Source organism: [Empedobacter] haloabium (genome assembly GCA_008011715.2).
GTDB classification, from domain to species: Bacteria; Pseudomonadota; Gammaproteobacteria; order Burkholderiales; family Burkholderiaceae_D; genus Rugamonas; species Rugamonas haloabia.
The window spans coordinates 1,833,528-1,857,037 of the sequence record CP136508.1 but is presented as its reverse complement, the minus strand read 5'-3'; the positions used below and the strand labels follow the sequence as shown (position 1 = coordinate 1,857,037).

Annotated in this window: 19 protein-coding genes; 11 read left to right on the top strand and 8 right to left on the bottom strand. The window is 67.3% G+C overall.

Going from position 1 to position 23,510, the window contains the following annotated elements; genetic code table 11:
* Positions 1-3: 3 nt before the first annotated feature.
* Positions 4-567 (top strand): DUF3617 domain-containing protein, encoded by a 564-nt coding sequence (locus E7V67_008025; protein ID WUR15044.1) that lies wholly within the window; start codon positions 4-6, stop codon positions 565-567.
* Positions 568-675: 108 nt separating this feature from the next.
* Here E7V67_008025 and E7V67_008020 read toward each other — a convergent pair whose 3' ends face one another.
* Together E7V67_008020 and E7V67_008015 are read right to left on the bottom strand one after the other, a co-directional pair.
* The gene (locus E7V67_008020) at positions 676-1,512 is read right to left on the bottom strand and encodes a branched-chain amino acid aminotransferase (GenBank protein ID WUR15043.1); all 837 of its coding nucleotides are present in this window, start codon (positions 1,510-1,512) and stop codon (positions 676-678) included.
* Between the two features lie 54 nt (positions 1,513-1,566).
* On the bottom strand, positions 1,567-2,697 hold the full coding sequence (locus E7V67_008015; GenBank protein WUR15042.1) for a porin: 1,131 nt from the start codon (positions 2,695-2,697) through the stop codon (positions 1,567-1,569).
* Between the two features lie 234 nt (positions 2,698-2,931).
* Here E7V67_008015 and E7V67_008010 point away from each other — a divergent pair, with 234 nt between their 5' ends.
* The 3 genes from E7V67_008010 to cls all read left to right on the top strand — a co-directional run bounded on the left by E7V67_008010 (position 2,932) and on the right by cls (position 7,688).
* On the top strand, positions 2,932-4,236 hold the full coding sequence (locus E7V67_008010; protein WUR15041.1) for an acetyl-CoA hydrolase/transferase C-terminal domain-containing protein: 1,305 nt from the start codon (positions 2,932-2,934) through the stop codon (positions 4,234-4,236).
* A gap of 102 nt (positions 4,237-4,338) precedes the next feature.
* Complete coding sequence (locus E7V67_008005) at positions 4,339-6,303, top strand: site-specific recombinase (GenBank protein WUR15040.1); 1,965 nt, start codon at positions 4,339-4,341, stop codon at positions 6,301-6,303.
* Positions 6,300-7,688, top strand: a complete 1,389-nt coding sequence (cls, locus tag E7V67_008000) for a cardiolipin synthase (protein WUR15039.1) — start codon at positions 6,300-6,302, stop codon at positions 7,686-7,688. Before E7V67_008005 ends, cls begins: the two co-directional genes overlap by 4 nt.
* A 157-nt stretch (positions 7,689-7,845) precedes the next feature.
* Here the strand turns inward: cls and E7V67_007995 are convergent, their stop codons facing one another.
* Genes E7V67_007995 through E7V67_007985 form a run of 3 tightly spaced genes read right to left on the bottom strand, consistent with a single transcriptional unit; the run spans position 7,846 to position 10,282 of the window.
* Positions 7,846-8,664 (bottom strand): metallophosphoesterase, encoded by an 819-nt coding sequence (locus E7V67_007995; GenBank protein ID WUR15038.1) that lies wholly within the window; start codon positions 8,662-8,664, stop codon positions 7,846-7,848.
* A gap of 11 nt (positions 8,665-8,675) precedes the next feature.
* A complete protein-coding gene (locus tag E7V67_007990) occupies positions 8,676-9,566 on the bottom strand; it encodes a diacylglycerol kinase family lipid kinase (protein WUR15037.1) in 891 nt (296 codons plus the stop codon).
* Positions 9,566-10,282 carry a phosphatase PAP2 family protein gene (locus E7V67_007985; GenBank protein ID WUR15036.1) on the bottom strand — a complete coding sequence of 239 codons (717 nt, stop codon included), beginning with the start codon at positions 10,280-10,282 and terminating at the stop codon, positions 9,566-9,568. Before E7V67_007985 ends, E7V67_007990 begins: the two co-directional genes overlap by 1 nt.
* A 191-nt stretch (positions 10,283-10,473) precedes the next feature.
* On the opposite strand from E7V67_007985, the gene E7V67_007980 reads away from it, so the two are divergent.
* Positions 10,474-10,713, top strand: coding sequence for a hypothetical protein (locus E7V67_007980; GenBank protein ID WUR15035.1), 240 nt, complete (start codon positions 10,474-10,476; stop codon positions 10,711-10,713).
* 339 nt (positions 10,714-11,052) lie between these two features.
* On the opposite strand, the gene E7V67_007975 is transcribed toward E7V67_007980, so the two are convergent.
* Positions 11,053-11,613, bottom strand: a complete 561-nt coding sequence (locus E7V67_007975; GenBank protein ID WUR15034.1) for a hypothetical protein — start codon at positions 11,611-11,613, stop codon at positions 11,053-11,055.
* Positions 11,614-11,859: 246 nt separating this feature from the next.
* Here E7V67_007975 and E7V67_007970 point away from each other — a divergent pair, with 246 nt between their 5' ends.
* The gene (locus E7V67_007970) at positions 11,860-12,852 is read left to right on the top strand and encodes a cation diffusion facilitator family transporter (GenBank protein ID WUR15033.1); all 993 of its coding nucleotides are present in this window, start codon (positions 11,860-11,862) and stop codon (positions 12,850-12,852) included.
* Positions 12,853-13,214: 362 nt separating this feature from the next.
* Positions 13,215-14,327, top strand: a complete 1,113-nt coding sequence (locus E7V67_007965; GenBank protein ID WUR15032.1) for an IS110 family transposase — start codon at positions 13,215-13,217, stop codon at positions 14,325-14,327.
* A 383-nt stretch (positions 14,328-14,710) separates the two neighbouring features.
* Here E7V67_007965 and E7V67_007960 read toward each other — a convergent pair whose 3' ends face one another.
* Entirely contained in the window at positions 14,711-15,358 is a 648-nt protein-coding gene (locus E7V67_007960) for a hypothetical protein (protein ID WUR15031.1), read from the bottom strand.
* A 130-nt stretch (positions 15,359-15,488) separates the two neighbouring features.
* Between E7V67_007960 and E7V67_007955 the strand changes: the two genes are divergently transcribed.
* The 4 genes from E7V67_007955 to E7V67_007940 all read left to right on the top strand — a co-directional run bounded on the left by E7V67_007955 (position 15,489) and on the right by E7V67_007940 (position 19,760).
* Entirely contained in the window at positions 15,489-16,853 is a 1,365-nt protein-coding gene (locus E7V67_007955) for an MgtC/SapB family protein (protein WUR15030.1), read from the top strand.
* Between the two features lie 135 nt (positions 16,854-16,988).
* Complete coding sequence (locus E7V67_007950) at positions 16,989-17,543, top strand: PEP-CTERM sorting domain-containing protein (protein ID WUR15029.1); 555 nt, start codon at positions 16,989-16,991, stop codon at positions 17,541-17,543.
* A gap of 52 nt (positions 17,544-17,595) precedes the next feature.
* Positions 17,596-18,975, top strand: coding sequence for an Ada metal-binding domain-containing protein (locus tag E7V67_007945; protein ID WUR15028.1), 1,380 nt, complete (start codon positions 17,596-17,598; stop codon positions 18,973-18,975).
* Positions 18,972-19,760, top strand: a complete 789-nt coding sequence (locus E7V67_007940) for an isocitrate lyase/phosphoenolpyruvate mutase family protein (GenBank protein ID WUR15027.1) — start codon at positions 18,972-18,974, stop codon at positions 19,758-19,760. Before E7V67_007945 ends, E7V67_007940 begins: the two co-directional genes overlap by 4 nt.
* Here E7V67_007940 and E7V67_007935 read toward each other — a convergent pair.
* Positions 19,738-23,304, bottom strand: coding sequence for a beta-galactosidase (locus tag E7V67_007935; GenBank protein ID WUR15026.1), 3,567 nt, complete (start codon positions 23,302-23,304; stop codon positions 19,738-19,740). The two genes, E7V67_007940 and E7V67_007935, sit on opposite strands and share 23 nt — an antisense overlap.
* Positions 23,305-23,510 lie beyond the last annotated feature (206 nt).

Sequence of the window (23,510 nt, the reverse complement as noted above, 5' to 3'; positions counted from 1 at the left end):
ACCATGAGCACCTGCGCCACCCCTGCCCTCACCACGTTCTGCCGTGCGGCCCTGCTGTCGGCGGCGCTGACGTTGCCGGCCCTGGCCGCGTCGATCAAGCCCGGCCTGTGGGAAATGACCAGCAAGGTTCCCGCCGCCGATCCCGCCGCGATGCAGGCGATGGCGCAGGCCCAGCAGCAGATGGCGGCGATGCCGCCGGAGCAGCGCCGCGCCCTCGAGCAGGCGCTGGCGAAACAGGGCGTGACCCTGGCGCTGGCCGAGGGCGGCGGTGTCAAGGTGCAGTTCTGCGTGACGCCCGAACAGGCCGCCAACCCGACCATGCCGCACGGCCAGCCGGGCCAGTGCAAGAGTACCCGCAGTGCCATTCCCGGCGGGCTGGCGCTGCAGTTCAAGTGCAGCAATCCAGCTTCCAGCGGCAACGGCCAGGTCATCTTCGAAGGCGACAGCGGCTTCTCGATGCGCATGGCTGTCGAGAGCGCGGCGCTGGGCCAGCCGCGTCACATGACGGTGGAGAGCAGCGGGCGCTGGCTGGCGCGCGATTGCGGGACGGTGAAGGCGGTTCAATAGCGCCTGCCGCTGGGGTCTGTCCCTGCAAGGGACTGACCCCGAAGTTGGCCTTTATCGCGCCACCGCAAGACCGAAGCCAAGCCATGGTGACAGCGGGGTTAACTCAGCTCAATTCGCTTCCAGGAACGTAAAGTACAGATCACGCGCCCGCGTCGCCACCGGTCCCACCGGCAGCGCCCGCTCCTCATAGCGCACACACGGCGTCACCTTGCCGAAATTGCCCGTATTGAAGATCTCGGTCGCCGTCGTCAGCTCTTCCGGCCGCACGGTGCGCTCCTCCACGTGCACCCCGTCTTCCTTCAACAGCGCGATCACGCGCGCGCGCGTGATGCCGGCCAGGAACGTGCCGTTCAACGCCGGCGTGACGACCGCGCCCGCGGGCGTGACGAAGAACAGGTTGGCGGTGGCGAACTCGGCCACGTTGCCGTCCATGTCGCACACGACCGCGTTATCGAAGCCCTTCGACTTGGCCTCGCGCAGCACGCGCGTCGTGTTGGCGTACAGCGAGGAAGCCTTGGCGTCCGTCGGCGCCATCCGGCTGTCCGGCCGCAACAGCGCCGATAGGCAGGCCGTAAAGCCGGTGAACGGCGGGATCGGCGCATCGAACAGGGTCAGCGCAAACGCGCTCTTTTCCGCTACCGGCACCAGCAGGCCGTCGGTGGCGAACACCAGGGGACGGATGTACAGTTCCGCTTCCGGCGGGAACTTGGCCACGCCCTCGCGCACCAGCGCTTCCATCTCGTCCACCGACAGCGGGCATTGCATGCCCAGGCGCTCGGCCGAGTGGATCACGCGCTGCAGGTGCGCTCGCAGGTCGGGCATGTGGCCGCGTACCGAACGGGCGCCGTCGAAGACCGAGGAACCCAGCCACACACTGTGGTCCATGGCGCCGAACAGGGGGGTATTGCCTTCGTTCCAGGCGCCGTTGAAATAAGTCAGGTACATGCTCGCTCCGTGCTTGTCAAAAGCACAGAATCTAGCATACCGGCCAAGCAGCCCTCAGAAGGCGTGGCGCAGGCCGATGTTGACGGCGCTGCGGCCCTGGCCCTTCTCGCTGAAGTTGCCGACCGTGTAGGGCGCGCCGTTGTGATCCTTGATCCGCGCATACGCCGCGTAGAACGCCGTGCGGCGCGACATCGAGTACGTCATGCCGACCGCGACCTGGTTCGCGTCCTGGTTGGCCAGCGTGCGGTCGTCCTTGCGGATGTACGACACCATGTAGGTCGCGGCACCGCTGGCGTACGACACGCCAGCCAGCGCGTCATTGCTGCGCGTGGACGGCGATGCCAGCACCAGCGCGCCATACGGATTGTCCTGGTCCCAGGGCGAGCTGCCGACCCCGCGGTTGACCGCATACGCGGCATACAGCGTGGTGGCCTGGCCCACGTGCAGGTTGGCGGCCACCAGCGAATTGCGCGACGACAGGTCCACCGGCGTGGTGGCGCCGGCGCCCTGCAGGAAATTGTTCTTGCGCTGGTGCGCGGCGCGCAAGGTGAACGGGCCGCCCTGGTAGCCGATCATCGCGCCATAGGCGCGGTTGCGCGACGTGCTGAAGGCGGATTCGCCGAAACTGTAGATCGCGCTGGCGACGAAGCCATGGATGGAAGCGGAGCGGTACTTGACGGTGTTGTCGGAGCGCTTATTGCCGTTACCCATCAGGTTGGTGGCGGCGCCGGCCATGCCACCGCGGAACGGGTCGGCCACTTCGGCCAGCGTCTCGTACCCCACGTCGTACTGGCGGCCCACGGTCACCGCGCCCCAGCGGTTGGCCAGGCCCACATAGGCCTGGCTGCCGAACAGGCGGCCATTCTGGTCGGACTGGCCGGTATCGTTGCGGATGCCGGCTTCCAGCGTGAAGATGGCGGAGGTGTCCTTGCCGAGGGCCTCGCGGCCCGTGAAACCGATGACGGAACCGGTCGATACCCCGGGCGAGATCTTGGTGGACACGCAGCTGCCGCCTCGGCAGTCGTGTTCGGATACGGCGCCCGCATCGAGCGTGCCGTACACCTGCACGGAGGAGCCGGCGGCGGGGGCCGGCGTCTGGTTCTGGGCCAAGGCACACGGTGCGAAGGTCAGGGGCGTCGCACACGCCAGCGCCCACAGCGGGCGCGTCATGAAACGGGTCTTCATGATACGTCTCTAGGTCAAGTCAACAAATCGCCGATCGGCTCGGCTCTGCCACATTGCGTGCTTTTCCTAAAGCTTGGGTAAAGTGTAAGGGTGCACACCCGCGATTTCTGTGCGGAGCCTCACAATCGGACCCTTGCGGATACTCTGCGGTACGACATAGATATACCGCAATGGCCGGGCGGCGTATAGTGGCGCAGCAGGTGTTCCCCCTTTTTATCGAGAAAGGCTGCATCCATGCAACATCAGTCCCCGCAAGCGTTGTTCGAAAGCAAAAAGGTTTCCGCCCACGATGCCATCACGCTGCTGCGCGACGGCGACTGCATCATCGTCCCATCGGGCGCGGGCGAGCCGCCGGCCTTGCTGACGGCATTGTCCGACCGGCGCCGCGAGCTGCGCGACGTCAAGGTGGCGCAGATCCTGGCGCTGCGCAAATACGCCTACTTCGACTGCGAGACGACGCAAAACGTTCGCCACCTGGCGCTGTTTTTTGGCGGCGCCTCGCGCGCCGCCGGCCAGGCCGGCTGGGCCGATTTCGTGCCAGCCTACTTCTCCGAGATCCCCGTGCTGATCGAGCGGGGCCAGATACCGGCGGACGTCGTGTTCGCGCTGGCCTCGCCGATGAACGAGCATGGCTTCTTCGCCCTCAGCCTGGCGGCCGACTACACGATGGCGGCCGTGGCGCAGGCGCGCGCGGTGGTGCTGGAGGTGAATCCGAACGTGCCGTTCGCGCACGGCCAGTGCCACGTCCACATCGACCAGGTGGCGGCCGTGGTGGAGAGCCAGGACCCTGTGTTCGAAGTGGGCCTGCCGAAGATCGGCCCCGTGCAGGAGGCGATCGCCGGCTACGTGGCGGACATGATCGAGGACGGTTCGACCCTGCAGATCGGCTATGGCGGCATCCCGGACGCGGTGGTGATGCAGCTGTCGCACAAGCGCGACCTGGGCATCCACACGGAGATGATCGGCGACGGCATTCTCAAGCTCGTCGAGGAGGGGGTCGTGACGAACCGGCGCAAGACCTTCATGCCGGGCAAGATGGTGGCCACGTTCGCGCTGGGCTCGAAGAAGCTGTACGACTTCATGCACCACAATCCGATGCTGGAAATGCACCCGGTCAGCTTCACCAACGATCCGTACATCGCCGGCCGGAACGACAAGCTGGTGGCCATCAACGCCAGCCTGCAGGTGGACCTGCTGGGCCAGTGCGGCTCGGAGAGCATCGCCCACCTGCCCTATTCCGGCACCGGCGGCCAGGTCGATTTCGTGCGCGCCGCCAACCGCTCGCGCGGCGGCAAGGCATTCATCGTGCTGCCTTCCACCGCCAAGGACGGCACGATCTCGCGCATCGTGCCCACGCTGACGCCGGGCACCCACGTCACCACCGGCAAGAACGACATCAACTACGTCGTCACCGAATACGGGGTGGCACAGCTGCGCGGCAAGTCGGCGCGGCAGCGCGCCGAGGCGCTGATCGCCGTGGCGCATCCGGATTTCCGCGCCGAGTTGCGGCGCGCCGCGGCGGCGATCCACCTGTGTTGACGCCGCCACTGCCCGGCTGCTTGGTACGCTGGCGTACATAGCAAAACTTGCTGAGCGGTTACACTGGCGTTTTGTCCAATGCGGCCAGTCCGTATCAACCGCATGCTAGCCATTCTCGAAAGCATCGACCAGCACACGACGGGCATCGAGCCCCTGGTGGCGCTGGTCGACACCCTGCGCCCGCGCCGTCCGGGCAACACCATCCGCGCCACCGCCAACGTGCGCACCCTGACACAACTGCTCAAGGGCAATCCGGAGCACGCCCGCCAGTTGCGCGATTACCTGATCCGCTTGCTGGAGACACGCCGCCATGCCAGCCTGTACAGCGAAGTGGGCGTGCTGTCGAACGACGGCTTCTTTACCGAATTGAAGCGCCGTATCGCCTATCGCATGCTGCCGCCGGCGTTCGGCGACGAGTACCTCACCGACGCGCTCGACCAGGTGCTGTACAAGCGCACCGACTATTGCTGGATCAGCGCCGTGCCGGCGGCCGACTGGCTGGCCCTGTTCGACACGGTCATGACACCGCGGCCTGGCCCGAACGTCATGCTGCCCGGGCTGCTGGAAGCCATCCGCACCCTCAGCTACCGCGTCGCGGCCGTCGGGCTGGAACCGAAGCTGACCAATTTCCATACCGAGATGGAGGAGTTCGAGTCGCCGTTCATCGTGCAGAACCGCGAGGTGGTCGCATACCTGGACGACTACGAACGCATGCTGGCCGGGGCCGACGTCATGCTGGACGTGCGGCACCTGCTGGTGATGCTGGACCAGTGCGAGTCGGTCATCGCCAAGATCCGCAAGAAGGCGCTGGTGCAGGGCACGACGATCGCGCTGACCTATCTGCTGGTCACCCTGAACCAGAGCATCGAGCGCCTGCGCAAGCTGCTCTACCTGGTCGACGTCAAGAGCGCGCAGGGCGGCGGGCACCGCGCCGCCGCGCTGGCCCTGGCGCTGGAGCTGATCCAGGCGCACGGCGACAAATACACGGTCCGCGACCTGTTTGCCGACAATATCCACCTGCTGGCCCGCAACGTGACGGAAAACGCCAGCCGCACCGGCGAGCACTACATTGCCGAAAATCGGCGCGAGATGGCGGGCATGTTCCTGTCTTCCGCCGGCGCCGGCGTCGTGGTCGGCTTCATGGCGCTGTGCAAGCTGCTGTTCGGCACCCTGCGCGCGGCGCCGCTGGTGGAAGCCTTCCTGTTCAGCATGAACTATTCGCTGGGCTTCATGCTGATCCACGTGCTGCACTTCACGGTGGCGACCAAGCAGCCGGCGATGACGGCCTCGCGCATCGCCGCCGGCCTGCAGAGCCCGGACGGTCGTCATATCGACCTGGACAGCCTCGCCGAGCTGATCAACAAGGTGCTGCGCACCCAGCTCACCGCCGTGCTGGGCAATATCGCCACCGCCCTGCCGACCGCCTGGCTGATCGCCTGGTGCTGGCTGCAGGTCACGGGCCACCACCTCGTCAGCCGCGACAAGGCCATGCACCTGCTGCACGATATCGACCCGATCCACACTCCGGCACTCTTCTACGCGGCCATTGCCGGCGTCTGCCTGTTCCTGGCCGGCCTGATTTCGGGCTATTACGACAACCAGGCGCTGTACACCCGCTGGGGCCGGCGCGTCGCCCAGCTGCGCGGCCTGAACGCGCTGCTGGGGCGCGAGCGGACCATCCGGTTGGGCAACTACCTGGAGAACAACCTGGGCAGCCTGATGGGGAACTTCTGGTTCGGCATCATGCTGGGCACGATGGGCACGCTGGGTACATTGATGGGCCTGCCGCTCGACATCCGCCACGTTACTTTCTCTGCTGCCAATTTTGCGACAGCCCTGGTCGGCTTGGATCACAATGTAAGCTGGCAACTGGTAGTGAAATCCGTTACGGGCTTCCTGGCGATCGGGGTGGTCAATCTCGTCGTCAGCTTCGGCCTGGCCTTGTGGGTGGCGCTGCGCGCACGGCGCATCCCGTTCGAGCACGGTTTCCTGCTGGTGCGTGCCCTGTTCCGGCGGCTGCGCAAGGCCCCGGTCGACTTCTTTATCGGCAGTAAGGAGAACAAATGAAAATCCCGCGTGCGCAAACCTGGCTGGCCGCCGTGCTGGCCCTGTGGAGCCTGGTGGCGTGTGCGTCGCTGCCCACGGTCGATGCCGACAAGACGAAAGCCCAGGCCGCGCCTGCGCCCGTCGTCAAGTCCGCCAACGGCACGCTGCCCGCCGACAAGGCCAAGGCATTGCTGGCCAAGCGCTGGTCCAAGTCCACGCTGGACCTGAAGGCGCAGGCCGCGCTGGAGGATGCCGCCACCGGCGTGCCGCTGATCGCCGGCAACCAGGTCAAGCTGCTGTTCGACGGCCCGGCCACGATGGCCGAGATGATGAAGGCCATTGCCGGCGCCAAGAACAACATCAACTTCGAGACCTATATCTTCGACCAGGACGAGCTGGGCGACAAGTTCGCCGACCTGCTGATGGAAAAGCAGCGCCAGGGCGTGACCGTCAACATCATCTACGACAGCGTCGGCACCCTTACCGTGCCGCAGCAGTTCTTCGACCGCATGAAGGCGGCCGGCATCCACCTGATCGCCTTCAATCCGGTCAACCCCGCCAAGGTGCGCGGCAACGGCTGGAAGGTGAACAACCGCGACCACCGCAAGATGTTGATCGTGGACGGCAAGATCGGCTTCGCCGGCGGCATCAACATCAGCGACACGTACTCGAAGAGCTCGCCGTTCCGCTCCAAGTCGCGCCCGAAAAGCGAGAAGGACGTGGGCTGGCGCGACACCCACGTGCGCATCGAGGGCCCGGCCGTGCAGGCGATGCAGTGGCTGTTCATCCAGAACTGGACGGGCCAGGACGCGGACGACCTGCGCGAAGCCGACTATTTCCCGACACCCGTCATCGCCGGCGACAAGCTGGTGCGCATCCTCGGCAGCGAGCCGGGCGGCAAGTTCGAGATCTACAAGGCGATGCTGCTGGCGATCCAGGAAGCGAAGAAGTCGATCCACATCACCTGCGCCTACTTCGTGCCGGACGAGCAGACCCTGCAGGCTCTGATCGACGCCGCCAGGCGCGGGGTCAAGGTGGAGCTGGTGCTGCCCAGCGTGTCCGACAGCGGCCTCGTGTTCCATGCCGGCCGCGCCTTCTACCAGCGCCTGCTGGAAGCGGGCGTGCGCATCCACGAGCTGAACCTGGCCGTGCTGCACGCCAAGACGGTCGTCATCGACGGCGTCTGGTCCACGGTCGGCTCGACCAATATGGACACGCGCAGCTTCCTGCACAACAGCGAAGTCAACGTCATCGTGCTGGGCGACGCCTTCGGCAAGGAAATGGAAAACGCCTTCCGCGAGGACCTGCGCAATTCGAAGGAAGTCACGCTGGCGGCCTGGAAGGACCGCGGCGTCGTCACGCGCATGAAGGAGTGGGCGGCGAAGTGGTGGGACTACTGGCTGTAAGCCCTATTACTGCCCAGTCCGTGTCCCACCACGGGGTCAGTCACCAAAACGGGACACGAGCTCGGCCGTAATGGCGCCCACTGGCGTGGCTTCTTGACCGGGCTCGAGTCTCATTACGGTGACTGACCCTGCGGTGGGACACGAACCCGGCCTTGGTTCAGTCGCCCAGCCACGGTTCCCAAGTATTGCCCTGGCGCCGGAACGTCTCGACGGTGGCGACCTGAAAGGCTCCCGCCGCTTCCTTCCAGCTGTAGCGCTCGACCTGGATCTCGTCCAGGTCGATGCGCAGCACATTGAACGAATTCTCTTCCCCCCTGCCTCGCGTCGACGTGGCCGTGCCCGCCTGCACGACCAGCGCGGCATAGCCGGCGATCTTGTAGCGCTTGGCGCTGCTGGCCGAACTGCTGGTGTGGACGTGGCCGGCCAGCAGCAGGTCCACGCCGCACTCGGAGAATGCCGCCATCGCCATCGGCGCGCGGTCGACCAGGTCGTCCTCGTCATGGTGCTCCGGCAGGTCGAACGGGTGGTGCGTGACGACGATGCGCGTCAGCTTCGGATCGACGCCGGCCAGCCGCGCCGCCAGCCGGCCCAGTTGCTCGCGGTTGACGCGGCCGTCCTTGATCGTCAGCGAGCGGGCGGTGTTCAGGCCCATCACGGCGATCTCGTCGTCCACGTATTCCGGTGCCAGGTTGGGCGTGATGTAGCGGCGGTACTTCGTCAGCGGCGTCAGGAAGCGGGCCGCCACGTTGTACAGCGGGATGTCGTGGTTGCCCGGCACGATGATCTGGGGCTGCGGCAAGGTGTCGAGGTAGGCCTTGGCAGCCTTGAACTGCGCGCTGCGGGCACGCTGCGTCAGGTCGCCGGAGACGACGACCACGTCCGGCGTGACCGACTCGACCGTGGCGCGCAGCGGGTCGAGCAGCTGGTCGTCGACCTTGCCGAAGTGGATGTCCGATAAATGTACGATGGTGCGCATGCGTTCTCCTGTCAGCGGGGCACGATGACCGTCAGCGCGCCGGGACGCGAGCGGTACCGCAGGGGCGGCGCCATCAAGGTGACCTCGCCGTCGGTGGCGACGCGGATCAGCTTGCGGCGGGTATCGATCTCGAATTCGCGGGCCAGCAGCACGTCGAAGTCGCGCGACATGCCGAGCCGGCCCAGCAGGGCATGGCAGGCGAAGCGCAGCAGCCCGCGCCGGGTCGGCCGCTGGGCCACGTACAGGCTCAACTGGCCGCGGTCCAGGGTCGCGCGCTCGCCGATGTTCAGGCCCTGCATCAGGTACTCATTATTGCCGATGAAGACGAAGGGGGTGCGTCGCGCATGCTCTTCCGTGCCGACCCGCAGGCGGATGCTGAGGAAAGGAAAGCGCCGCAGCGCCGCCAGCGTCGCCCAGCAGAATGCCAGCCATTTGCCACGGCCTAGACGGCGCTGCTGTTTTTCGCGGTCGCGCACGATGTCCGGATACAGGCCGAGGCTGGAATTGTTCAGGAAGACGCGGCCGTTGACATCCCCCACGTCGACCTGGCGCCGCTGACCACGCGCGATGGTGGCGATGGCCTCGTCCAGGCCCAGCGGGATGCCCAGGTCCTTGGCGAAATGGTTCAGCGTGCCCAGCGGCAGCACGGCAAAGCTGGTCGCAGTGCCGACCAGCGCCGAGGCGACCGCGTTGACGGTGCCGTCGCCCCCGCCCGCCGCGACGATGGGTACGCCGCGCGCCACGGCTTCCCGCGCCGTCTCGATCATCTCCTGGCCGCTGCCGGCGAGTATCACCTCCGCCTGCAGGCCGCATTGGGCGAAGCGCTCGCGCAGCTGCCCGGCCCAGGCATCGTCATACCCGCCACCCGCTGCGGCATTGACGATGGCGACCAGCGCCGTCATCACTGTTCCTGCCGGGCCGCGCGCCGCCGCCGCAGTGTCGAGACGGAGGTGATGCAGACCGCGAGCCAGGCCAGGCTTTCCGCCATCGCGGCCAGCACGTCGCTGACGAAATGCGCGCCCAGGTAAACGCGGCTCAGGGCCACCAGCGCCACCATCGCGGCCGCGCCGGCCACTGCCGCCGCGCGCACGCGCCAGCTGGCACTGGTGGTGACGACATAGCTGGCCAGCAGGCCGTAGAACAGCGTGGCGGCCGCCGTGTGGCCGCTGGGGAAGCTGTAGGTGGCGAGCGTGACGAAGGGCTCGTCGAAGGCCGGCCGGGCACGCTGGTAGACGTGCTTCAGCAGCACGTTGAGCAGCATGCCGCCCGGGACGCAGATCGCCGTCGCCAGCAGCCAGTAAGGCGCATGGCGGCGCCAGAACCACAGGCCGAGCAAGGCGGACAGCACGCTCATCGCCGGAATGCCGTGCAGATGGGTGATACCGAACATGATCGTCGTCAGCGGCTCGAACGCGTGCGCGTAGAACCATTGCGAGACCTGCTCGTCGTAGCGGGCGATATCGTCGCCCTCGCCGACCGCGTCGGCGATCTCGCCGAAGGCCGCCACGGCGACCACCAGCATGATGACACCTGCGGTCAGGTGCAAGCCAAGCTCGCCGCCGGGGCTCAGCCGGGCGGTCAGGAAACGCATCAGTTTGCCGTAAGCGATTCGCGTCATGATGAGTGCATGAATACAACGGTTAGCAAAAATTACTGAGTTTTTATACAGAACTGTGTTTTTGTACAGTAGTTATGGTAAGCTTTCATCCAGTGCAGTACAGGTTCTTCCGCGCGTCAGGCCTGGCCGGCTGGTGGAACCGGATCGCAGTCAAACAACACGTATCAGCAAACCAAACTAAAGGAATTGTCATGGCAACCATCAACTCCGGCGTCGGCTCCCACCGTTTCGAATCCCGCTTTGGCCTTGAATATGCTCCCATGTCCTTCCTGGTCCGTTTCGGCAAACGTGAGATGCTGGTGTGCCGCGATTTTCGCAAGCGCTTCTATGCGGTCAACCCGATCATCGAATGCGACACCGGCGTGCAGCCCGGGCACATCGAAGTGCTGCTGTTCGGCCGCTGGCTGTTGATCTTGTCGAAAGCGCACTGATCCATCTGTGCAGTTTCGCACAGTCAACGCAATATGCGCGCTTCGCAGCGCGCGCACCATCACGACAGGCGCGGCCGGCGGCATGGCGGCACGGGGCAGCGGCCCACTCTTCACCCGCTGCTCCAGGGTCGTCATGCGGCAACCGGCAGCAATGCCGGGGCCTGCGTCGGGGCGTGATGGAGTGGATGGAGCCGCCCCTCCCTAACTGAACGGTGAGCAGCTGGTAAGCAGGCAGAAACGAGGGTGAGGTTGGCTGGTGCCAAATACCGGTATCGGTCATCGCGGGGCTGTGCCCGCCCTTCGGTTGTCGGAACAGGCCCTGGCCGACGGGTGGCGAGCTTAGCTGCCCTGCGCCGCGGTCGCAGGCTGGGTGGTTGGTGCCGCCGGTGCAGGCTCGTGTTCCTGGTCCATGGCGCGTAGCAGCGCCAGTGCGTGACGGTCATGGGACTGCAGGGCCAGTTGCAAGGCCGTAGCGGTGGCGCAGGAATCGTCGACTACGGTAACGAACGCCTGTTGCGTGCAGGTCAGCAGGCGTGAGCGAAAACCGATACTACCGAACATCGTGCCGATATCGAGGCAGACCTCACGCAATGCCAGCAGCGTGCGCTTGGTCGTCTCGATGTCGTTGCGCATGCTGCTGTCCAGGTCGACCAGTTCCGTGCGCCCTTTCTCGTGGCGCGACAGTTCCCTGATCGTGTCCAGCCAGCTGTGGATGCGCTGCTCGATCCGTCCGATGCGGGCGGTCTTGCCGCGCATCATCGTGCAGTAGATCAAACAGAGCATCCACATGGGCAAGCGCGCCAGGACGGCGGGCATGCCCGCGCGCGACAGGCGCGTTTCCATCCTCCTGAGCTTTTGCAGCGTGATGCCGATGTGGGCGGACAATCGGTCCTGGCGCATGACAGCCTCCGTGGCAAGGCGGCACAGGCGCCGCGCAATACCCAGCAGTATAGGCAGCGCCCGCGCCATCGCGGTCGCTTCCAGGTTTGATCCATGTTAAACCTGACCAATATAAAGTGATCAAAAGCATCTTTTGCACTGGCCAGACGCCCTAACGCAGTGCGAAGCGCCGGCGACGGTTCGTGCTCGTACAGATGTCGGCTCATGCCGGCGGCATACTGGACGGCCCTATCACCAGGAGCCCCTATGCAGAACACGTCACACGACGCTGCCGGCGGCGGCAGCACGCCGGCAGCGCCCGCCCTGTCCGCCGGCGGCACCCGCACCGGCTCGCAGAAAGTCATCTACGCGGCGATCGCCGCCAACCTGGGTATCGCCGCCGCCAAGTTCATCGTGGCCGCCGTCACCGGCAGCGCGTCGATGGTGGCCGAAGGGATCCACTCCGCCGTCGATACGGGCAACGAATTATTGCTGCTGCTGGGGGAGCGCCGCGGCGCGCGCCCGGCCGACCGGCGCCATCCGTTCGGCTATGGCAAATCGCTGTACTTCTGGGCGCTGATCGTGGCGCTGTCGGTGTTTTCCCTGGGCGGCGGCCTGTCGATCTACCACGGCATCGCCGCGCTGCGGTCGCCGCCGCCACTGGAAGACCCGCTGTGGAACTATGTCGTGCTGGGCGTGGCCGCGCTGTTCGAAGGCTACAGCTGGAATGTGTCACGCAAGGCCTTGAATGCGGTGCGCAGGCCGGGTACCAGCCTGTGGCAGACCGTGCGCGCCAGTAAGGATGCCGCCGTGTTTACCGTCTTTATCGAAGACTCGGCCGCGCTGCTGGGGCTCGTGATCGCGGCGGCCGGCATCGCGCTGGGACACTATTGCAGCAACCCCTATTTCGACCCGGCCGCGTCGATCGTGATCGGCCTGCTGCTGGTGGGTGCCGCCTTCACGCTGGCGCGCGAAACGGGCGGGCTGCTGGTGGGCGAGAGCATCGACCGCGAGCAGTTGGCCGCGCTGCGCGCCCTGTTCGCCCGCGAGCGCGCACTGGACAGCGTGGCGAGCCTGCGCACGATGCAACTGGGGCCGGACGAGGTGCTGCTGGCAGCGTCCGTCCAGTTCCGGCGCGGCATGCCCATCGACGAGGTCGAGCAGGCCATCGCCCGGCTGCAGTCCGCCATCGCGGCCGAGCACCCGGCCATCCGCCACGTCTACTTCGACGCCGCCGCGTTGCGGGCGGCTCTGCATTGACCGCACAGCCTTCGGCCCGGACCGGCGGGCGACAGGGTCGCGGATGGCTGCGAACGCCGAGCCCGTGTCAGCTTTGGTGCCTGACCCTAATGCCGCCAAGTTAAGGAATTTTGGCGCGCAGAGAACAGACGCTCGCTTGGGGTCTGTCCCGTTTTTTGGGACTGACCCCGGTTTCTATCGCGCAAGTCGCATGGTTCTGCGATTAAAACCAGGGTCAGTCCCCTGCGGGGACAGACCCTAACCCAGCTACTTTTCTCTTAACTTAGACATCATGTATTGGACCTGCCGACCTCAAACAACGCGGGTTAAGCTTTAGGTTCCGAAGAACCATGGGCGCAGAGCCGAAATTGAGGAGGCAGGTCATGGAACAGTTTATCAAGAATGTCGGACTCGATACCCACAAGGCGACGATCGCCGTTTCGGTTGCCGATTCAGAAGGCGAGCTGCGTTACATGGGTGAAATCCCGAACACATCCGAGGCGATTGCTAAGCTGGTAAAGCAGCTCGGCAAGGATGGCGCGAAACTGGTGTTCTGTTACGAAGCTGGCCCTTGTGGCTATGGGATTTTCCGCCAGCTTAGGGGACTGGGTCTGGAGTGCTTGGTGGTGGCACCGTCGCTGATTCCGAAGAAAGCTGGTGACCGCGTCAAGACCGATCGCCGTGACAGCATGATGTTGGCTCGCCTGCTTCGTGCCGGTGAACTCACTCCAGTGTGGGTACCCGATGATGCGCAGGAGGGATTACGCGACTTGACACGGGCACGCGAGGATATGAAGGCGCTGCAGTTGAAGGCTAAGCAGCGGTTATCCGCTTTCCTGTTGCGTCATGGGAAAAGCTACGATGGCAAGAGCAACTGGACGCAGGCGCATTTCCGCTGGCTGGAGCAAATGAAGTTTGCGAGTCGGACGCAGCAAATCGTCTTCCAGGAATACGTCGATACGGTCAAGGCGCTGACTAAGCGCGTTGACGGACTAGATCAGCAACTGGAAGCAGAAGCCACGGCATCGGCACTCTGGCCAATGATCGAAGCGTTGATGGCGCTACGGGGTGTCAATCTGCTCACCGCCGCCACCGTGATGGCGGAAATCGGCGACCTGCATCGCTTTGCCACCGCACCGCAATTTATGGCCTATTTGGGACTGGTGCCGAGCGAGCACTCAAGTGGGGCAAGCAAATCGCGAGGCAGCATCACCAAGACCGGGAACGGGCACGTACGTAAGGTGCTCATCGAGTCGGCATGGACCTACCGGTACCCAGCCCGTAAGACAGCTCACTTGCAGCGCCGTGCCGAGAAGACGTCAGACGAGGTCCAGGAGATCGCCTGGAACGCCCAAAAGCGGCTCTGTGCGCGCTATCGCGCGATGGGCGAGAGGGGCAAACTCAAAGTACAGGCATGCACGGCGGTGGCGCGCGAGCTGGCAGGCTTCATCTGGGCCATTGGCCAAGTGACGCCGCGCGTCAGGCCAACGACGTAACGGAGCCGATCGTGAACGTACAGCGTGGTGGTAGCAGAATGGGCAACGGTGGGAGAACCCTCGGTGCCGCTATGAGGCAGCCAGCAATGAACTGATCCTCCAACTTAGAGCGAGGCAGCTCCCCGACGAATCGGTTGTCATGCGGTACCCAACCCGCGCATATCAGACTGATCAACCGTCGGAATGCCGCCCGTTCTGCTACCAGCACGCTGTGCTAAAAGGATTTTTTACGAAAAGCGTTGACAGGTCCAATACATATCAGCGGCATTAGTACCTGCCCCCAAAGTGCGAAACGGACCGGGCCGTAGAGGGCCGGAGCGAAGCCGGCGCCGCCAAAACAAACAGCCGCCCGCAGGCGGCTGTTCCAGGCGTGGCATAGGCGCCTACTGCTGCTTGTCATCTCCCTGCTTGCCCAGCGACCGCGCCACGGCGTCCTGCAGCTTGTCACCATGCGGCCCTTTGGCCGCATCGGCCATGCTGCCCACGTTGCGGGCCCGGTCCGACTGCTGGTCCAGGCTGACTTCTTCGGCCACGTCGTAGCGGCCATCGTCCTCGCCCTGGCCCGGCAGCAGGCCTTCCGAGCGCGCCACGTCGCCGCGCTGCTGGTTGCCGGACTGGTTACCGGACTGGGTGTCGGACGGCGAGCCGGACGGCGAGCCGGCCTGGTTGCCGCCCTGCACGCTGCCCTTGTCACGCCCGCCCTGGCCGCCCTGGCCCATGGCCGAGAGCGGCGTGCCGCCGCCCTGCTGCAGATTCCCCATGTGCCGGTCGTCCGCCCGCACGTCGCGGTCGCGGATCGTCGCGGCCCGTTCGCCGCCTGCGCCCGACGCCGCGCCCATGGCCGGGCCGCCCACGTCGTCCAGGCCGCTGCCCATCGATTTGCCGGCACCCTGCGGCGGCGGCGAGTTGTAGTCGGCGCCGCGCGGCACGGCCTCGCCGACAATTTTCCTTGCGTCTTCGGCTGGGATCGAATCGGGCAAGTGCGTATGAATCGTCGGCTGGCCCGGTCGTTTCTGATCGTCGTTCTGCATGATGCCTCCTTCTGCTGTATCGAATGGCCATCTTAGCCCAACGCCCTGTTTCGCCGCACCACGTTGCCGCGCCACAAGATGAGCACGTCAGCGTGTGGGCGTGCCGCCGCGTTCGGGAGTAGAGTAAGCCATGAGCCTGCTGAGCACGACTGTCCCGGCCCTTGGCGCGCCGCTGCACGGCGCCGCGAGCGAGTGGACCTACCTGGAAATGCTGACGCGTTTCGCGCTGGCGCTGGCGCTCGGACTGCTGATCGGGCTGGAGCGCGAGCGCCGCAAGAAGGAGGCCGGCCTGCGCACCTTCGGCTTCATCGCCGTGCTGGGCGCCGTGGGCGCGTCGCTGGGCGATACGTACGCCTACATCGTGCTGTGCCTGACCGGCCTGCTGACCGTCTTCCTCAACATCCAGGACATGCGCACCCATGCCGGCACCGAACTGACGACCTCCGCCGCGATGCTCGTTACCTGCATCGCCGGCATCCTGTGCGGCAAGGGCCACACGCTGACGCCGGCCGCGATCATGGTCAGCTCCACCGCGCTGCTGGCGTGGAAGGACATCCTGCAGGGCTTTTCCATCGGCCTGACCGAAGGCGAACTGCGCTCGGCCCTGCTGCTGGCCATCCTGGGCATTGTGATCTATCCGGCCCTGCCGGTCGGCAGCATCGGCCCGATGGGCCTGATCGAACCGCGCGCCGCCTGGGCCACGGTCATCCTGATTGCCGGGATCGGCTTCGTCAACTACGTGCTGTGGAAGGCGTTCGGCACGCGCGGCGTGGCGATCGCGGGCTTCCTCGGCGGACTCGTCAACAGCAGCGTCACCGTCAACGAACTGGCCTCGCGGGTCGGCCGCAACGCCAGCGGCGCCGTCGCGGCGGCCGCGTACCGCGGCATTCTGCTGGCCACCTCCGCCATGGTGACGCGCAACGCCCTCATCCTGGCGCTGCTGGCACCGGGCGTGGCCGTGGCGGGCGCCGGCGCCTACCTGGCGATGCTGGCCGCCAGCGCCTTCTTCGTGTTTTACCCGCGTACGCCAGCCGCCACCGGGATCGTCGCGCAAGCGCAGACGTCCGACCAGATCGTGCTGCCGTTCTCGCTGTGGAGCGCGCTGAAGTACGGCCTGGTGTTCCTGCTGCTGCACATCCTGGGGGTGCTGACGCAGAAATACTTCGGCAACGTCGGCTTCTACCTGGTCAGCCTGATCGGCGGTACTGTCTCCAGCGCCAGTGCGGTGGCAGCCGCCGCCAGCCTGGCCGCGGACGGCAAGCTGACCCTGGACGCGGCCGCCACCGGCGCCATCATCGCCTCGCTCGCCAGCGTCGCGATCAACCTGCCGTTCGTGCTGCGCGTGCCGAACCGGCGCTTCGTGCTGGCGATCGCCGCGGCGATGGCCGTCATCGCGTCGCTGGGACTGGCCGGCATGTTGCTGGGCGAAACGCTGGCGGCGCTCGTCAACCGCCACTTCCCCATCCTGCTCAGCTTGAACCAGTTACGCCCCTGACGGTGGCGCCGGCGGAGTGACCGCTCAGGCGTTGCGCCGCCACAGGAAAATGCGGACGCGGCCGGATGCTGCCGCTTGCATCCTGCCAGTACTCGGATAACATGGTGGCATTGCCATCCGCTGCCCGAGGCCGCCATGTTGAAACACCTTTGTGCCACCGTGCTGGCCGGCGCCTGCGCCGCCGCCCAGGCCAACGCCACCTGGACCTTCACCTACACGGGTTTCCACGACACCGGCGACGACATGTTCCTGCCCGACCGCCAGCTGCACGGCAGCTTCACGGGCGCGGACGGCAACGGCAACGGCATCCTCGAGCGCATCGAGATCACGTCGCTGATCCTGAACGGCAAGGACTTCGTCGCATGCGAACCGGACAGCACCACGCATTACACTTGCGGCGCCGAGGCATTCAGCTACTCGCAGGCCGGCGGCCTGTCGTTCAAGGCGGGCGAGTACGGCGGCGATCCGGAAGGCTGGGCGGGCAGCGGCCACTACTACATCTCCGGCGACGGCGAGTACACGTACAGCTACCGCGCCAGCCACGACGAGCGGCGCGCCTGGCTGTGGACGGACCGCACCGGCTTCGTCATCGCATCGCCCAATCCGGAACCGGAAACCTGGGCCATGCTGGGCGCCGGCTTGCTGGTGACGGCATGGGCGGCCCGGCGCCGCGCCCGCCGCGGCGGTTGACCGAGGCCGTTTTCCGCCAGCCACGCGCGCGCCGCCGTGTCATCATGGCGGCATGGACTTAACCGACCGCATCAGCTGCCATCGGGCCGTGCAGACGCGCGACGCGCGCTTCGATGGCCGCTTCTTCGTTGGCGTCACCTCGACGGGCATCTACTGCCGCCCCATCTGCCCGGCACGCACGCCCAAGCTCGAGAACTGCCGCTTCTACCCGTCCGCCGCCGCGGCCCAGCAGTCCGGCTTTCGCCCCTGCCTGCGCTGCCGGCCGGAGTCCGCACCCGGCGACGGCGCCTGGCTCGGCAGTTCCGCCACGGTCGCGCGCGCCCTCGCGCTGCTGGCCGACCGCGGCCAGCACGACGAACCGGCGCTGACGGCCATCGCGGCTCGGCTGGAAGTCAGCATGCGCCAGCTGCGCCGCCTGTTCCAGCAACACCTGGGTGCCTCGCCCGTGGCGGTGTTGCAGACCCGCCGCATCCTCGTTGCCAAGCAGCTGATCCACGAAACGAGCCTACCGATGACAGCCGTGGCGATGGCGGCCGGCTTCGGCAGCATCCGGCGCTTCAACGAAACATTCCAGGCGCTGTACGGGCGGCCGCCCAGTGCGCTGCGCGGTCGTGCCGCCACCGCTGCCGACAGCGCCGGCGAAATCGTGCTGCGCCTGCGCTACCGGCCGCCGTATGACTGGCCGGCACTGCTGGCGGCCCTGCCCGCGTTACCCGGCGTCGCGGTCACGGCCGCTGGCGAGTACCGGCGCAGCCTGCGTTGCGCCACCGGGCATGGCACCGTGCGCGTGTGGCACGAGCCGGCGCGCCACAACCTGCACGTGGGCTTGCGGCTGGACGATATCCGCACGCTTCCCGACACCCTGGCACGCGTGGCCCGCACGTTCGACACGGCGGCGGACAGCGCGGCCATCGATGCGCACCTGGCGGCGGACCCGCTGCTGGCCCCGCTCGTCGCCGCCCGGCCCGGCCTGCGCGTGCCGGGCCCGTGGGACCCGTTCGAAGCCGCCGTGCTGGCCCTGCTGCCGCCGGCCGCCGTGCCGGACCTGCTGGCCCGCTGCGCCGACGCGCTGGCGCCGGCGCTGCAGGGGCCCGGGTTGACGCAGCTGTTCCCCAGCGCGGCCCGCATCGCCGCCACCGACCTGACCGCCCTGCCCGCACCTGCCGAGCGCGTGCGGGCACTGCAGGTGCTGGCGCACGCCGTCGAGCGCGACCCGGCTTTCCTGCCGCCCGGCCCGGTGCCCGCCGCTGCGCAGCTGGGCGCGCTGCTAGGCATCGACCCAGCCCTGGCACGGCTGATCGCCGCCGCCATCGGTACCGGCACCGATGCCTTCGCCTGCGCCGAGCCGCCGCTGGCCGCCCGCAGCGAAGCGTGGCAGCCCTGGTGCGCCTATGCCGCCCGCCACCTTTCATTGACCAAGGAGATCGCATGAAGAACGATGAACTGTTCCACGACCTGCACCGGGACGGCCTGCTGATGCTGGCCAACTGCTGGGATGGCGGCAGCGCCCGCGTGGCGGCGTGCGCCGGTGCCGTGGCCCTGGCCACCAGCAGCGCGGCCGTGGCCTGGGCCCATGGTTATGCCGACGGCAGCCACCTGCCCGTCGACCTGCTGCTGCAGACCGCGCGCGGCATCGGCCGCGTGTGCAAGCTGCCGCTCACCGTGGACATCGAGGACGGCTACGGCGACGACCCTGCCGCCGTCGCCGCGCTGGTGCGCCAGCTGATCGAAGCGGGCGTCGTCGGCGTCAATATCGAGGACGGCAACGGCAGCGTCGAGCTGCTGTGTGCGAAGATCGCCGCCGCGCGCGCGGCGGCGCGGCAAGCGGACGTCCATCTGTACCTGAACGTGCGCACCGACGTCTACCTGCGCGGCCTGGCCCCGGCCGGGGAGCGCGTGGCCGAAACGCTGCGGCGCGCGGCGCTGTACCGGGACGCCGGCGCCAGCGGCCTGTTCGTACCGGGCCTGGCGGCACAGGACGAGATCGCGGCGGTGGCACAGGCCGTCGGCCTGCCGCTGAACGTGATGGCGCTGCCGTCGCTGCCGGCGCCGGCCCGGCTGCGCGAGCTGGGCGTGCGGCGCCTGTCGGCCGGCTCCGCGATCGGCGAAGCCACGTGGAGCCAGGTACAACAATCGGTGCGTGAGTTCCTCGCCACCGGCAAGGTCACGGCAGGCGCGCTCGGTTACGGCGCCATCAACGCACTGATGATGGCGTAGCGCCGGGCATCAGCTCCAGCGGCACGCCGCCGCGCGCCGTGCGCAGGTTGACGAGCCGCACCGGCTCGAGCGCATTGCCACGCTGGCCGTCCGTGGTGACGGCCAGCGCCAGCGTATTCACGCCGTTCGGATTCAGGATGCCGGGCGGGATGACGAAGGTGCGCTGCGGGCCGACGTGGGCGATGAACTGCCCCATGTTCCAGCCATTGACGAACAACAGCGCGCGGTTCTCGCGCTCCGAGCGGGGCCGGGCGGTGTCGCCGAAGGCCAGGCCCAGTTGCACGTCGTGCCCGCGCGGCAGGTCCAGCTCGAACGTGGTGCGCAGCCAGTACGTGCCTGGCGCGGGCGGCGGCGCCGTCGGCGCGCTGGCGCGCCAACCGTCAGCCATCGCTCCCGGCAGGTGCCAGCCCGCCCGTTCGCCGTACAGGCCGCCGTTGTTCATCGGCCCGCGCACCGGGTCGGCGATCGCCTCGCCCCCAAGGTTGCCCTGCAACCGCCACGCGATCGGCACGGCGAAGCGCCGCCCGCCCCGCGCTGTCAGCGAAGCGGCAATCAGGCCGCGCGCCTCGCGGTGGGCGTCGTCCGCCATCAGATCCCAGTTGTGCGAGTTGTTGCGCACCATGACGGCGATGACGTGCTCGCCCCGCGCCAGCGTCCCCAGGCTGAACCTCGCGCTGTCGGTGGTCTCGGGGAACTGCCGGCCCGTATCCAGTTCGTGCTGGCCGACGAAGCGCCCGTCCACCCAGACCTGCAGCATGCCGGCGCCGCCGGCGCCGTAGAACAGCTCCAGCTGGTTGGTGTGCGGGTCTGTGACCGTCACGCGACCCCGATACCACACGTCGCCGTGATGAAAGCCGTAGTCGCTCATCGCCAGCGTGGGCTGGCCCCGCTCCGGCGTCGTCCACGTCTGCGCCGCCGAGGCGCGCGTGTCCGCCCTTGCCCAGCCGCTGTCGTCGAAGCCCGGCCGTGATTCCGGGCTGTCCATGCGGCGCAGCCAGCGCTGCGCCATCAGGTCCGGCAGGCGCACGGCGGCGGGACCGGCCAGCGGCGCCGCGCGCAGGCTGCCGTCCGGCTGCGGCGTCAACGCCAGCGTCGCGCCGTTGAACGCTGCTCGCTCGACGTCCGGCGCCCACAATTCGAGCGGGCTGGCGGCCGTCGTGTCGCCCGTCAGGTCCAGCCGTCCGTCCGCGACGGTGGCGCCACGCACCAGCGCCGGCGTCAGCGCCAGCACGGGGCCGGCGGCCGTCCGGTGCAGCCAGAAATCCTGGCTGTGGCGCTCGTCCGCCAGCAGCAGGAGCAGCGGCGCGTGGCCGCCACCGGCGATGCGCACGCGCGCCAGGCCGTCGTGCACGTATGTCAGCTTCAGCACGCCGTTCTCGTAGCGCGACCCGACCTGGCCCGCCAGCACCTCGACCCGGGGTTCCGTCGCATAGCGCAGCAGGGTCTCGCCAGCCTCGCCGGTGCGGCCGTGCAGCAGAACGACGTCGCGCTCGCCCTGCACCAGCTGCGCCTGCAGCTCGGACGTGGAATACACCAGGTGCTGGCGCGCCAGCGGAAAGTCGGCCAGCAGCAGCTTGCCGTCCTGGCCGTTCAGGCGCAGCGGCACGCGATACGTGCCGTCGCGCGTGGCCAGGTCGAACGTGAACGCATCGTCGCTGGTGCGGTCGGACGGAGCGTGGACGGCGAACAGCACGTGCGTGCCCAGCACGGGATTGACGTTGTGGTAGACCTTTACGTTGGGTGACGATGCGGCGATGGCCGGGCCCTTGTCCATCTGCGCCAACGCCTGCCGCGCCGCCTGCACGAACATGCCCTGCTGCTTCAGCGCCAGCGCCTTCGGCCGCAAGCCGCGGTCCTCGGCGATGGGCGCGCCATAGTCATAGGAGGTGTACACGACCGGCCCGGCCAGCCACCCCCACGAGGTGCCGCCGAACGTCATGTAGACATTGTGGATCGTGATGCGGTTGATCAGGTTGGTGCCGTAGAACACCCGCTGGTAGCCCTTGCCCTGGCGTTCGGCGGTGCAGCCGTAAGTGCTGTTCGAGCCCCAGTAGTCGAACCAGCCGCCGCCCAGTTCCGCCGCGAAGCCCGGCGTGCCGGGCGAGGACAACGCGCCCGTCTTGGGCAAGCCGTTGCCGTAGATGCCCCAGTCGGGGGCGCGGTTCGGGCCGGCCGGGTCGGCGTGGACGTTGCAGGTGCCGCCCGGATAGCCGTCGAACGCGTACAGGTCGGTCGGCCCCGCGTTGGCCCAGGGCGCACTGGAGCCCCGCGGCGTCCAGTCGGGCAGGCGGCCGGCCGCGTTGTGGAACAGCGGCACGGTGATGCCGTCGCGCCGCGCCTTGGCGGCCAGGTGCTCCATCTGGCGCACGTGCTTCGGTTCGACCTTGCCCAGTTCGTTTTCCAGCTGGTAGGCGATCACGGAGCCGCCGCCCGTGGTGAGCTGGTGGCGCGCGACGATGGCGTTAATCTGCGTCATCCACTCGTCCACCGCGGCCAGGTAGGCGGGATCGTCGGTGCGGGCCTCGGCGCGGTGGCGCAGCATCCAGCCCGGGAAGCCGCCGCCGGTCAGCTCCGCGTTGACGTAGGGGCCGGTGCGCGCGATCACGTACAGGCCCTCTTCTTCCGCGATCTCCAGCGCACGCTCGACGTTGCGCACGTGCGAGAAGTCGTACACGCCGGGCGCCGGCGAATGGTAGCCCCAGTCGAAATAGAACGCGACGGCATTGAAGCCGACGGCCTTCATCTTCTGCAGCACGTCGCGCCATAGCGAAGGATTGGGCAGGCGGAACGGGTGCACCTCGCCGGACCAGATGACGACGCGCTCGCCGTCGATCTTGAGCGAGTACTGGTCCCAGCTGATCTGCTTCGGCCGGTTGCGCGGCTGCGTGGCCGCCTCGAAGGCCTGCCGGTCCAGCCGCAGCACCGAGGCTTCGCGCACGCCGGCCGCCGCCCCCTTCCAGTCGGGCCGTGGCGCGCCCGCGTCGCCGGCGGCGCCGGCTTGCGCCTGTCGCCATGCTGCCAGTGCCGCATCCGGTGACAGCAGCCAGGTCGCGCCAGCGGTCGTGCCGGCCACGACCTGCGGCGCCCCGTCCGCGCCGCGCTGCCAGCGCAGGGTTGCGATCTCGCCGCCGTCGAACGGCACCGGCCTGCCCGCTTCCCAATGGCGCAAGTCGCGCGAGCGGGCCAGCGTCAGGTCGTGGCTTGCTGTCGCGTACAGCAGGTAGTAAGCGCCGTCGTCATGGCGCAGCAATGCCGGTGCGCGCGGGTTGGCGCCGGTCGGCCGGACGGCGTCGGCCGCCAGCGAGGTGTAGGTGACGCCGTCCGTCGAGGCAAACAGGCTGATGGTGCCTGGCGAGGTGGTCGTCGTGGCGGCCATGACCCAGGTGGTGCTGGTGTCCGCGTCGCGCACCTGGCTGACGCGAATGACATCGGAAGCCTGCGGGATGCCGAGTTCCTGGGCGGTGACGGGCTTCACTACCTGCAGCAGGAACGTTCCCAGCAGGAACAGGGCACGGCCGGCGGAAAGGGGAAGAAATGAGGGCATGGAAGCAGTTTTGAGTCATGCCGGGCGACGATCGGACCAGCTGGCAAATCATAGTCCGCGATGGTCAGCCTTGCGGCCGCCCGCCGCTCATGTTGTTGAGTGATTTCAGCGGGTAGCAAAAAAAATGTCGAAACACCTAAACTCTTGGAAATTTCTCTGGATACATTAGTTATAGAACGGAAGTTCCGTTACAACAATGATGAGAG

What these genes read in the sequence shown, in the direction of transcription:
- E7V67_007950 (WUR15029.1), top strand. Translation starts at nt 16,989, where the DNA reads ATGTTGAAACACCTTTGTGCCACCGTGCTGGCCGGCGCCTGCGCCGCC.
- E7V67_007985 (WUR15036.1), bottom strand. Translation starts at nt 10,282, where the DNA reads ATGACGCGAATCGCTTACGGCAAACTGATGCGTTTCCTGACCGCCCGG.
- E7V67_007945 (WUR15028.1), top strand. Translation starts at nt 17,596, where the DNA reads ATGGACTTAACCGACCGCATCAGCTGCCATCGGGCCGTGCAGACGCGC.
- E7V67_007970 (WUR15033.1), top strand. Translation starts at nt 11,860, where the DNA reads ATGCAGAACACGTCACACGACGCTGCCGGCGGCGGCAGCACGCCGGCA.
- E7V67_007935 (WUR15026.1), bottom strand. Translation starts at nt 23,304, where the DNA reads ATGCCCTCATTTCTTCCCCTTTCCGCCGGCCGTGCCCTGTTCCTGCTG.
- E7V67_007960 (WUR15031.1), bottom strand. Translation starts at nt 15,358, where the DNA reads ATGCAGAACGACGATCAGAAACGACCGGGCCAGCCGACGATTCATACG.
- E7V67_008010 (WUR15041.1), top strand. Translation starts at nt 2,932, where the DNA reads ATGCAACATCAGTCCCCGCAAGCGTTGTTCGAAAGCAAAAAGGTTTCC.
- E7V67_008005 (WUR15040.1), top strand. Translation starts at nt 4,339, where the DNA reads ATGCTAGCCATTCTCGAAAGCATCGACCAGCACACGACGGGCATCGAG.
- E7V67_008015 (WUR15042.1), bottom strand. Translation starts at nt 2,697, where the DNA reads ATGAAGACCCGTTTCATGACGCGCCCGCTGTGGGCGCTGGCGTGTGCG.
- E7V67_007975 (WUR15034.1), bottom strand. Translation starts at nt 11,613, where the DNA reads ATGCGCCAGGACCGATTGTCCGCCCACATCGGCATCACGCTGCAAAAG.
- E7V67_008020 (WUR15043.1), bottom strand. Translation starts at nt 1,512, where the DNA reads ATGTACCTGACTTATTTCAACGGCGCCTGGAACGAAGGCAATACCCCC.
- E7V67_007965 (WUR15032.1), top strand. Translation starts at nt 13,215, where the DNA reads ATGGAACAGTTTATCAAGAATGTCGGACTCGATACCCACAAGGCGACG.
- cls (WUR15039.1), top strand. Translation starts at nt 6,300, where the DNA reads ATGAAAATCCCGCGTGCGCAAACCTGGCTGGCCGCCGTGCTGGCCCTG.
- E7V67_007995 (WUR15038.1), bottom strand. Translation starts at nt 8,664, where the DNA reads ATGCGCACCATCGTACATTTATCGGACATCCACTTCGGCAAGGTCGAC.
- E7V67_007990 (WUR15037.1), bottom strand. Translation starts at nt 9,566, where the DNA reads ATGACGGCGCTGGTCGCCATCGTCAATGCCGCAGCGGGTGGCGGGTAT.
- E7V67_007940 (WUR15027.1), top strand. Translation starts at nt 18,972, where the DNA reads ATGAAGAACGATGAACTGTTCCACGACCTGCACCGGGACGGCCTGCTG.
- E7V67_008025 (WUR15044.1), top strand. Translation starts at nt 4, where the DNA reads ATGAGCACCTGCGCCACCCCTGCCCTCACCACGTTCTGCCGTGCGGCC.
- E7V67_007955 (WUR15030.1), top strand. Translation starts at nt 15,489, where the DNA reads ATGAGCCTGCTGAGCACGACTGTCCCGGCCCTTGGCGCGCCGCTGCAC.
- E7V67_007980 (WUR15035.1), top strand. Translation starts at nt 10,474, where the DNA reads ATGGCAACCATCAACTCCGGCGTCGGCTCCCACCGTTTCGAATCCCGC.